Source organism: Paenibacillus prosopidis (assembly GCF_003337375.1).
GTDB classification, from domain to species: Bacteria; Bacillota; Bacilli; order Paenibacillales; family Paenibacillaceae; genus Pristimantibacillus; species Pristimantibacillus prosopidis.
Window position 1 is genome coordinate 229,261 of sequence record NZ_QPJD01000006.1, and the last position, 12,360, is coordinate 241,620.

Here is a 12,360-nt window from a genome sequence, read left to right on the forward strand (position 1 = left end):
ACGCCTAACAGCAATGCGACAGAAGGTACTGAACCCGCAACAAAGAAGGCTCCGGTTACGCTTAATATTCGTTTCTTCGGGAATGAGAACGGGCATTATCGCGATGTCGATCCGGCCTTTAGAGAGTTTGAGAAACGGACGCAGGATACGCTTAATACGAAATTGAATGTTGTATGGACACCGGCTGCCGACTATATGACAAAACATCAATTATGGATGACATCGGGAGAAGACATCGACCTCTTTATCCCGTGGGATTTAGCTAAATTTGCCAAAGATGGTGTATTGGCAGATTTAGGCGAATACTTTAACAATCCAAAATATCCTGGACTTCAAAAGGCTTTCTCAGAAGAGTATATCAATGATAATAAGATCTTTGGCAAAACCTATGCTGTTCCGGTTACAAACGCTTTCATGGATATGGAAGGTGTATGGTACAGAAAAGATTTGTTAAAGAAGTATGGAATGAACGATATCAGCAGTTATGACGATTTGTACAACTTCCTTGAAAAAGTTAAAGAAAACGAAAAAGACATGATTCCGTTTGGAAACTATGGAAATACTGCTTTCTTCAAACTATTTACCGATATCAATGCACAACAGCTGGAGGGGAAAGTATTTCCATTTACCGGCCAAGGAAATCCGAAGAAAAATTTCGTTTACGTTCAAATCGCCGATGATGGTAAATCCGTTGCAGGTGTGGCAGCTTATGGCGATCCGGCATCCGAATGGGCAAACTTTCATCCCGAATACGGTCTGAATTATCTGATGAACCAGTTTAATCAAGCGAAGCGATTTAACAAATTTATTCCGGCAGATACTTTGACAAACACGGCTGGAACAGGCATGCGTCAAGCCGCCGGATACATGACTGTAGGCGGTTTCAAGGGGAAAGAAGCCGAGCAAAAGGCGTTAGATCCGAATGCGGAGATCGGTTTCTGGCCGATCATGAAGAACAATCAGGAGATGACGCCTGGAACGCAATCTACGGATGGCAAGGCATGGAATTTCATGGCAATACCTGCTTCTTCTAAAAAAATTGAGAGAACCATGGAATTCCTGGATTGGGTATTCTCCAGTCAAGAGAACAATGACTTATTCAATTTCGGTATCGAAGGTAAAAACTGGGAAGCTGTAGGAGATAAGGAGTGGAAGATTCCGGATGGAGTCGATCCGGCCAAAAATTACTCGTTCCCTGGTTACCAGTTGACCTGGAATCCGACATTGACCAGAATTCCTGCAGGATTGCCGGAGCAGATTCAACAATATACTGAATATCAATTTAAGCCGGATACGTATCAGAAGCATGTATTGGCAGGATTTACATTTGATCCAGAGCCTGTAAAAAATGAAATGGCCAAATGCAACACCGTAATGGATAAGTACCTTCCATTCTTATTATCCGGTTTTGGCGATGTTGAAGAGAATTTGGCGAAGATGAATAAGGATTTGAAGGATTCAGGTGTAGATAAGATTAAAGAAGAATTGAAGAATCAAATCAACGCCTTCCTCGCTCAAAAATAAAATTTAAGTAAAATCAGGAACATCTATAGATTTAGGCAAATCAAATCTATAGATGTTCCTAACCTAGATAGATGCCGGCTATGTGAATCTTATATAATCAAACAAATTAGGGTTATTGAAAACGCTTTAATTTCCTAGCAACATGAAAGGGTGATTACAGATGAAACAGAAGGGAAGAAGAGTGTTATCCCTTGTTACAGCCATTGTAATGATTGCACAGATGCTTCTAATCGCTTTGCCGGTAACCGTTAAGGCGGAAACAACATCGATTTTTACAGATTATCTGCCGGAGATTACTCCAGTAACCGATGAAGCCGGATTTACTCATCCCGGTGTCGGACTGACCAAGGAGCTTCTTGAAAACCTTAGATGGAAGGTCAGAGCGGGAGCGCAGCCTTGGACGTACTATTTTAATACCATGCTGCTCCCGGCTGCTGAAGCTTCAAAGACGATTTCATCAAGCAACAGCAGAGACGGTGTGACAGTGCTAAGCGATAATTTCGACAGTCAGGGTATTCAAGGAAGGTTTATTGCAGATAGCATAAAGGTATATGCACAGGCGGTTATGTATTATGTGACCGGCGATGAAGTATACCGTGCCAATGCAATGATGATTATCCGTATTTGGGAACAGATGGATCCTGCGAAATACAAGTACTATTCAGATGCTCATATTCACGCTGGAATACCTCTTAACCGAATGCTCATGGCAGCGGAGATCATGAGGTATACAAGCACGCAAACAGAATCACTGGCTTGGACAGATCAAGATACAGCTAAATTAACCAATAATCTTATCATTCCGATAACGGAAACATTGCTGCATAGCCAACACCATTTTATGAACCAGCATAATTATCCGCTCATTGGAGCTATATCCGGGTACATCTTTACCGGCAACCGCGAGCGATACAATGAGGCTATTGAATGGTTTACCGTTAACCGTACAGCTAATGACCAAGGCTTCAACGGATCGATTAAGGCGCTGTTCCGGTGGGTAACGGAGGAACAAAAGCCGGGAACGATAGTCGGGGAAGGAACGCCGGTAGAACCTCACGTTCAGCATATGGAGATGGGCAGGGACCAAGCACATGGCGGCGGCGATTTAACCAACGCGGCCATCATTACCCGGTTGATTCACGCCCAGGGAACCAAAGTAGACCCGGTAGCCGGAACCCCGTCTACTGCGGACAATGCAGTCGATATCATGGAGTTCCTGAATCATCGACTTTTGGCGGCAGCCGACTATTTTTGGCAGTTCATGCTCGGTTATGATACGCCATGGACACCGCAGGCATACGCCATTACCGGCGGCGACCCTGATAACATTGGTATGGGTGGATATATAAGAGACACTTATAATACAATTGCACACGGTTACTGGGGAAGGTTTTCAACTGCTAACTTCTGGGATTTTTATTCCTACTATACGTATGTAAAACATGAAGATGTGTCCCAAATTGCACCGTATTATTATGAAGCCTTTACCAAGAAACTCCCGTCAACTCCCGATGGCTGGCGCAATAAGGATGCAGGCAATGACTTCTGGCTCTATTTGCCTCAAGAGGCTGAGGCTGATGCGGCAAAATTTATTCCTCAGGATCAAACAAACGGAAAAACTCTGCATCTGGAAGACCGGTACACGAATCTTGACAACCATACGGCTACTATGCAAGAGGGCGATACCCGATTCATCCGATTTAATGCAACGCAAGAAGGAAGTAAAATAGCTGTTCTCAGCTTTGCAAGTGCCGGTGCGGGGTCCTTTGGATTCAAAATTCGAACCAATGGCGTAACCACATTTGATTGGAACGGTTCGACCTTCACCCTTCCCGATACAAAGGGGGAGTGGAAATATGTAGTGCTGGCCGGGGGCTTTGGCGATATGGTCTTTATGACGGTTAAAGGTACCAACGGTGTTACCGTCGATATAGACTCCGTTGATGCGGCGGCAGATACGAATCTGACACCGCCGGTATTCAAAGCTGGAAGCTCGGATTTGAAGATCTATACCTATGTAGGAGCGACCGTGAATGTAGATTTGTCTGCTACGGATGCAAGCAGCACGGATGTAATTGCGTATGAGCTCCAGAATAATTCCCAAGGGCTTCCGATCGATGCCCATACAGGCGCATTTTCCTGGCAGCCTACAGAGGCGGGGAATTATTCCGTTGTCGTTGCGGCGACGGACGGCACTGCCGTTTCGGCCAAAAATGTCAACATTATCGTAAGCAGCGACCGTGCTTCCGCAGTACAAGCTATCACTTCGTCCTATAATCAAAACCAAGTTTACGTGGAAGCAACGCTTAACCATTTCCACACGGTTCATAACGATACGTTGAGTCTGATTAACACAGCGTCCGAAGTGGATTTCGATAAGCAATTGCAAGCGCTAAGGGCTGCAGTCGATGGTCTGGCATTAGTGACGCCTTTAACTGATTTCGGTATGCCTTGGTCCAAGCTTGTTGCTTGGTCCACCTTTGGTAAAGATGCCATTTATGTAAATGATGGTGATTGGGAGAGCGGCGCTTGGTTTGGTCTGGCGCAGGGGTCACCGCCGAATTTGTATCATCTGCTGGATTTCGGTCCCGATTATAAGGTTTCAGCTACCAAGTTTGGATTCAAGAGCAATATTTTCGTAGATCGTCTCGCCAACTCCACGGTATATGGATCCAATGATAAGGTGAACTGGACACGTCTGACACCGGGAGTCACCCAGTATACGCAAGCTTATCATACCCTTGATGTCGATCCTGCCTACCAAAATGAGAAATACCGTTATATCAAGTTGGAAATGATCAAACCGCTGCCCGATGTTCTTCATGGGAGACCGGTAAATCTCTTGGAAATGCGCGATTTTGACATTTATGGAACGCGTCATGAAATCGGCAACAAGCTTCAATCGGTTTCCTTAAGTTCGGATCAAGCTCTTAACGGCAGGGTTGCACTAGGCAATACAATAAAAGCAACCATCAAGGCCAAAGAAGCGATCAGTAACTTAACGGTAAAAATTCAAGGCCAGGATGCCGCAGTCAGTACGACGGACCATATCAACTGGACGGCTACAGCAATTTTGACCGGACAAGATCAAACCGGCGATGTGAAAGTCAGTGTCGACTATACCAAGCAGGACGGAACGAACGGAGATACCCTGTACGGCACAACCGATGGTTCCAAGCTGTTCGCTGCCGATGATTCGGATTTGATTACGAATCTGGCCAGCCTCGCCAATTTGGTTGGTTATAGCGCGGCAGATACGTTAAAACAAGCGAATTATCTATTTGACAACAATGCAAGTACGGCTTCCGAATTCCGGTTGAACGGCTCTGGAGCGGGAAGCTACATGACCTTCGACTTCAGGGAAGGCAATCAAGTGACGCTTTCGAATGTAGAGCTGCTTGCAAGACAAGATCAAGTTGCTCGACTAGGCGGTGCAGTCGTTCAGGGCTCCAACGATAATACGACGTGGACGACGCTCACCAAAGGAGCGGCATCTACAGCGGATTGGCAAATGTTGAAGGTTAGCGATACGAAAGGGTACCGTTATATCCGAATTTACAATGCGAATACGTGGTTCGGCAATATGGCGGAGGTAAGACTCCATGGCGTTGTGAAGTCCCTGAGCAAGATCGCGTCGTCTTCGATCAGTTCGGCTCAGAGCCTCGGCAACAGGATTGTTCCAGGCAACACGGTCAAATTGACCTTCACGTCCAAAGAAGCGATCAATAATGTCAATGTCACAATCCAAGGTCAAGCCGCGACGGTTACTTCTGCGGACAATATCAACTGGATCGCAGAGGCGACCTTGAATCAAGGCGCAGCAACAGGCACAGTAAATTTCGCCATTAATTACAACCAGCAGGATGGAGCGGTCGGATTCCCTATTCACAGTACTACAGATAACTCGACACTGTTCCTTGTTGATGAGTCTGATTTGATTGGCAATGTAACAAGTATCGCCAATTTAATTGACTCTACTTCAGGAAGAACTGCAGCAACGACCCTGCAACAGGTGAATTATCTGTTTGACAACAATGCAAATTCGAGTTCCGACTTCCGTATTGGAAGCAACAACTCCGGCTCCGGAAGCTATATCACCTTTGACTTTAAAGAAGGCAATCAAGTTACGCTTTCGAATGTGGAACTGCTTGCAAGACAAGATCAAGTTGCTCGAATAAACGGTGCAGTGGTTCAGGGCTCCAACGATAATACGACCTGGACGACACTCACGAATGCAGCGGTTTCTACGCCGGATTGGCAGACGTTGCCGGTCAGCGGCAATGTCCCGTATCGTTATATCCGAATTTACAATGGCAATGCGTGGTTTGGCAATATGGCCGAGGTGAGATTCCATGGAAAATATGAATCGCTGATCAGAATCCAATCGGCTTCGATCAGCTCGCCTCAAGGCATTATGAACAGGATCGCGCCCGGCAACACAGTAAAACTAGCGATTGTAGCCAAAGAGCCGATTAATGATGTAAAAGTCGCGATTCAAGGCCAGGATGCAGTTGTATCTTCGACTGACAATATCAACTGGACGGCTACGGCGACCTTGAATCAAGGCGTGGCAACAGGGCCGGTGAAATTCACTATTAATTACAACAAACAAGACGGAACGGCAGGATATCCGGCTACTCAAACGACAGACAACACTTCTCTTTATCTTGTTGATGAGTCGGATGTGATTCGCAATGTTACCAGCATCACAAATTTGATTGATTCCACTTCCGGAAGAACTGCCGCACAAACCTTGCAGCAGGTGAATTATTTGTTTGACAGCAATGCAAGCACGGGTTCCGATTTCCGTATTGGAAGCAACAACTCCGGAACAGGAAGCTACATTATCTTTGATTTTAAAGCAGGCAATCAAGCTGCGCTTTCGAGTGTTGAGCTGCTAACAAGACAAGATACAAACTTTGCAAGAATCAATGGTGCAGTGATCCAAGGCTCCAACGATAATACGACCTGGACGACGCTCACCAAAGCGGCGGTAGCTACACGGGATTGGCAAACCTTGGCGGTCAGCAGTAAAGTACCATACCGTTACATCAGAATTGTCAATCCAAACACTTGGTTTGGAAACATGAATGAAGTGAGATTCCATGGGGTCGTGAAACCGGCAGACGTGACGCCTCCGGTTACATCGGATGATGCTCCACAGGGTTCGGTTGTCATAGGTACAACGATAAACCTCAACGCTACAGATGACAGCTCAGGTGTTGCGGCAACTTATTACACCGTTGACGGCAGCGCGCAGCAAACCGGGAACAAGGTTACGTTAACCGCCGATGGAACGCATACGATCGTATATTGGAGCGTAGACTGGGCAGGCAATGAGGAGCAGCGTCACACGCTTACTGTAAACATCGACGATACGACTCCGCCTGTTGTGGCCGGTTTGTATGCAGATATTACAGTGCCGACCAACAAAGATGTTACAGTGACGATCTACTACCCACTTGACGCGGCGGTGAAGGAGTACAAAGTGGGCGATAACGGTGAATGGACCGTTTATACTGCTCCTGTAACGGTTTCCGATAACACAACGGTGTATGCAAGAAGTGCGGATACCGCAGGCAACATCTCGGAAGTGGCGAGCTATACGGTCAGCAACATCTATAAGACAGCACCTTCGGACGCTATCTTCACAGCTGACATTACAGACCCGACCAGCGGCAAAGTTACCTTGACGATCAGCTATCCGGACAACGCGACGGTCAAGGAGTACAAAATCGGTGAGAACGGCACATGGACAGCGTACGAATCACCTGTCACTGTATCCGACAATATTATTGTCTATGCACAGAGCAAGGACTTTGTGGGCAATGGTTCGAATGTGACCAGCTATACCGTCAGCAATATCGACAGGACGCCGCCTGCGGACGCCGTATTGTCCGCCGACATTACAGCGCCGACGAATCAGGATGTAGCCGTAACGGTCACTTATCCGGTCGATGCTGCAGTGAAGGAGTATAAGGTTGGCGAGACCGGCGTTTGGACCGCGTACGGCGCTCCTGTGATTATTTCTGAAAACAGTACGGTATATGCAAGAGGAACAGATGCGGCGGGCAATGTCTCTAACGTCACCCAATATGCGGTTGGCAATATCGACCGTATGCCGCCTGCTGATGCAGTCTTGACTGTAGATATCTCAGCTCTGACCAATCAAGGCGTAACCGTAACGATCACCTATTCGGACGATGCGGCGGTGAAAGAGTATAAAGTGGGCGATAGCGGCCTGTGGAAAGCTTATACGGAGCCCGTTGTTGTTCAGGAGAATGATACGGTATATGCAAGAGGAACGGACGCTGTAGGCAATGTATCGAATGTAACCAGCACGGTTGTAAGCAATATTTGGAAGAATGCTCCTGTCACCACGGCAGCATTAAGCCCTGTTAAGCCTACCGGCAAGAACAGCTGGTACACTACGGATGTTACCGTAAGCTTATCGGTATCCGCCGATCCAGCCGGAGGGGATATAACAACGGAGTACCAGGTCAATGACAGCGAGTGGATGGTATACACCGGTTCCATTCCTTCCTTTGGCGATGGAGTTTATAAGCTCAGTTACCGCAGCAAAGATGAAGCCGGCAATGTAGAACAACTCAAAACGATTGAGTTCAAAGTGGATAAGACAGCCCCTGTATTATCCGTCCAGTTGGACAAGACGTCGATTTGGCCGCCTAATCATAAGATGGTACCTATTAATGCCACTTTGCTTTCGAGTGACGACGGTTCAGGAATCGAATCGGTGGTGTTGACCTCCATCACGAGCAATCTGCCGGATAGCGGCAGAGGCGGCGACATTCAGGCCGATTTCGGCACAGCTGGCACTTCATTCAGCGTACGTGCAGAAAAAGGAAGCATCTACACCATCACGTATACGGCTACCGATAAAGCGGGCAACAAAACGGTAGTAACGGCAACCGTAACGGTGCCTAATGATCAATCCTTAATTGATTAGAACTCATTTTATCGGAGGAGAAGCAGGATTCATGTCTGCTTCTCTTTTTTTGCGCTTAGCAACGGGTGGGAGTGAGTTCAAAAAGCATCAGGAACCTTTGCAGTGATATTTTGAACAGGTTCATAAACCATCAAACCGGCATTTTGGCAAAACGAGAACTTGAACAGTCATAAATGTGGTATTAGAGTCAAAAGGGAAAAGGCTTTCAGTGTTACCACGACGTGAGCCAAGAGATTTATTTAGCATACAGGGGGATGATAAATGTGAATGTAGCTTTGAGCAATAATAAATCAGACAGCGTAGTGATTAAGAAGAATAAAAAGAGCTTCCTATCAGATGTAAAACAGAATTTCTATTTGTACTTATTAGTTTTACCAGGCATTTTATATTTCGCGATCTTCAAGTACCTGCCAATGGTGGGGATCATCGTAGCTTTTCAGGACTTTAATACGATGAAAGGACTTTTTAAAAGTGAATTTGTCGGTCTGAAAAACTTTGTATATTTCTTCACTTCAAAGGATTGGCTGGTTGTAACCTGGAACACGGTGTTTTTAAATATATTGTTTCTTTTTACCGGTTTGTTTTTTTCGATCCTTATTGCCATTGTGCTATCAGAAATCAGCTCCAAGTATTTTAAGAAAGTGACACAATCTCTTGTCATTCTGCCGAATTTTATTTCCTGGACATTAGTTTCGATGTTTGTTTTTGCATTACTGTCGACGGATATAGGATTTATTAATTCCGTTTTAAAAGCGTTTGGTTTTATTCAAGAAGGACAGGAAATCAGTTTTTATTCCAATCCGGATTTATGGGTCGGAATACTGGTTGTTCTAAAAATATGGAAAGGGGCGGGTTTCGGCTCCGTTATCTATTTGGCTGCTATAGCAGGCATTGACCAGGAAATCTATGAAGCTGCCAAAATTGACGGAGCCACCCGTATGCAGTGTATTACAAAGATTACCTTGCCGCAGCTTAGAACAACAGTAGTTCTTTTGACCTTATTTGGCATCGGAGACATATTCCAAGGGGATTTAGGAATGATTTATGCGATTGTAGGCGACAACCCTAATTTGTATCACACGACCGATGTCATTGACACTTATGTATTCAGAATGCTTAGGCAGATGAATGACATCAGCATGTCTTCTGCAATCGGACTTTATCAATCCCTAGTAGGTTTAGTCATCGTATTTGTAACAAATCGTCTTGCCAAGAAATATGATTCGGATTCAGCTATTTTTTAAAGGAAGGAGATTTAAAATGAAAATCAGCTTAGGGAATAAAGCAATAGATACATTTTCTTATCTTTTTATGGCCATATTTTCTATATTTTGTATTATTCCTTTTATCCTTATTATTTCAAGCTCCCTATCAGACGAAAAATCTGTACAATTGACCGGTTTTACTCTTATTCCAAAACAATTCTCGTTACTTGCTTACGAGGTCATATTTCAGGATAACACCATATTCACCGCTTACAGGACAACGATCATTTTCACGGTTGTGGGTACGATCCTTTGCCTTATCATTACTAGTGCTATGGCTTATGCCATTTCCGTCAAAACGTTTACTCACAGAAACAAGATTGCTTTTTTCGTCTATTTTACGATGCTGTTTAACGGAGGTTTGATACCTTCGTACCTTCTTATCTCCAAATATTTAGGTTTAAGCGATAATATCTTGGTTTATATTGTACCGGCATTGGTTAATCCGTTTAATATGTTTCTGTTAAGAAACTTCTTCAAGCAAATCCCGGATTCGCTGGCGGAGTCCGCCAAAATAGATGGAGCCAATGACATCTATATTTTATTTAAAATCATCCTTCCATTGGCAAAACCTGCATTGGCAACGATCGGATTGTTTTATGGACTCGGTTTCTGGAACGAATGGTTTACAGCCACCCTTTATATTAACGATAAAGATCTGTACTCCTTGCAATATCTGATCATGAAGGTATTGAGAGAAGTGGAATTTATGTATCAAATGGATTATATGCAAGGAGTTATAGTTGATTATGTAGCCCCAAATAATACGGTCAAAATGGCTACAGCCGTAGTCACTGTAGGTCCCATTATTTTTGTTTATCCATTTCTGCAAAAGTACTTTATTAAGGGATTAGTAGTTGGAGCTGTTAAGGGCTAAACCCGCAAAAGCGGTTTAGTATATATGCATTGAAAAATAAAAGGGAGGAAGAAAAATGAACAAAAAGTTTTTAGTAACGCTGCTTGCTGTAATGATGCTTGCTACATTATTTGTTGGATGCAGCAGCAAGGCGCCAGACAAGCCGGCTGAAAGCACTGCGCCTAACAGCAATGCGACAGAAGGTACTGAACCCGCAACAAAGAAGGCTCCGGTTACGCTTAATATTCGTTTCTTCGGGAATGAGAACGGGCATTATCGCGATGTCGATCCGGCCTTTAGAGAGTTTGAGAAACGGACGCAGGATACGCTTAATACGAAATTGAATGTTGTATGGACACCGGCTGCCGACTATATGACAAAACATCAATTATGGATGACATCGGGAGAAGACATCGACCTCTTTATCCCGTGGGATTTGGCTAAATTTGCCAAAGATGGTGTATTGGCAGATTTAGGCGAATACTTTAACAATCCAAAATATCCTGGACTTCAAAAGGCTTTCTCAGAAGAGTATATCAATGATAATAAGATCTTTGGCAAAACCTATGCTGTTCCGGTTACAAACGCTTTCATGGATATGGAAGGTGTATGGTACAGAAAAGATTTGTTAAAGAAGTATGGAATGAACGATATCAGCAGTTATGACGATTTGTACAACTTCCTTGAAAAAGTTAAAGAAAACGAAAAAGACATGATTCCGTTTGGAAACTATGGAAATACTGCTTTCTTCAAACTATTTACCGATATCAATGCACAACAGCTGGAGGGGAAAGTATTTCCATTTACCGGCCAAGGAAATCCGAAGAAAAATTTCGTTTACGTTCAAATCGCCGATGATGGTAAATCCGTTGCAGGTGTGGCAGCTTATGGCGATCCGGCATCCGAATGGGCAAACTTTCATCCCGAATACGGTCTGAATTATCTGATGAACCAGTTTAATCAAGCGAAGCGATTTAACAAATTTATTCCGGCAGATACTTTGACAAACACGGCTGGAACAGGCATGCGTCAAGCCGCCGGATACATGACTGTAGGCGGTTTCAAGGGGAAAGAAGCCGAGCAAAAGGCGTTAGATCCGAATGCGGAGATCGGTTTCTGGCCGATCATGAAGAACAATCAGGAGATGACGCCTGGAACGCAATCTACGGATGGCAAGGCATGGAATTTCATGGCAATACCTGCTTCTTCTAAAAAAATTGAGAGAACCATGGAATTCCTGGATTGGGTATTCTCCAGTCAAGAGAACAATGACTTATTCAATTTCGGTATCGAAGGTAAAAACTGGGAAGCTGTAGGAGATAAGGAGTGGAAGATTCCGGATGGAGTCGATCCGGCCAAAAATTACTCGTTCCCTGGTTACCAGTTGACCTGGAATCCGACATTGACCAGAATTCCTGCAGGATTGCCGGAGCAGATTCAACAATATACTGAATATCAATTTAAGCCGGATACGTATCAGAAGCATGTATTGGCAGGATTTACATTTGATCCAGAGCCTGTAAAAAATGAAATGGCCAAATGCAACACCGTAATGGATAAGTACCTTCCATTCTTATTATCCGGTTTTGGCGATGTTGAAGAGAATTTGGCGAAGATGAATAAGGATTTGAAGGATTCAGGTGTAGAAAAGATTAAAGAAGAATTGAAGAATCAAATAAATACCTTCCTCGCTCAAAAATAAAATTTAAGTAAATTTAGGAACATCTATAGATTTAGGTATATCGAAT

The 12,360-nt window shown here is 44.4% G+C and carries 5 protein-coding genes; all 5 read left to right on the top strand.

What is annotated here, in order from left to right; genetic code table 11:
* On the top strand, positions 1-1,524 hold a 1,524-nt coding region (locus DFP97_RS11335; protein WP_114380090.1), incomplete at its 5' end, for an ABC transporter substrate-binding protein.
* Between the two features lie 160 nt (positions 1,525-1,684).
* On the top strand, positions 1,685-8,491 hold the full coding sequence (locus tag DFP97_RS11340) for an OmpL47-type beta-barrel domain-containing protein (protein WP_114380091.1): 6,807 nt from the start codon (positions 1,685-1,687) through the stop codon (positions 8,489-8,491).
* A 263-nt stretch (positions 8,492-8,754) separates the two neighbouring features.
* Complete coding sequence (locus DFP97_RS11345) at positions 8,755-9,735, top strand: ABC transporter permease (RefSeq protein WP_114380092.1); 981 nt, start codon at positions 8,755-8,757, stop codon at positions 9,733-9,735.
* Between the two features lie 16 nt (positions 9,736-9,751).
* The gene (locus DFP97_RS11350) at positions 9,752-10,633 is read left to right on the top strand and encodes a carbohydrate ABC transporter permease (protein WP_114380093.1); all 882 of its coding nucleotides are present in this window, start codon (positions 9,752-9,754) and stop codon (positions 10,631-10,633) included.
* A 55-nt stretch (positions 10,634-10,688) separates the two neighbouring features.
* Positions 10,689-12,314, top strand: a complete 1,626-nt coding sequence (locus DFP97_RS11355; protein WP_114380094.1) for an ABC transporter substrate-binding protein — start codon at positions 10,689-10,691, stop codon at positions 12,312-12,314.
* Positions 12,315-12,360: the final 46 nt, after the last annotated feature.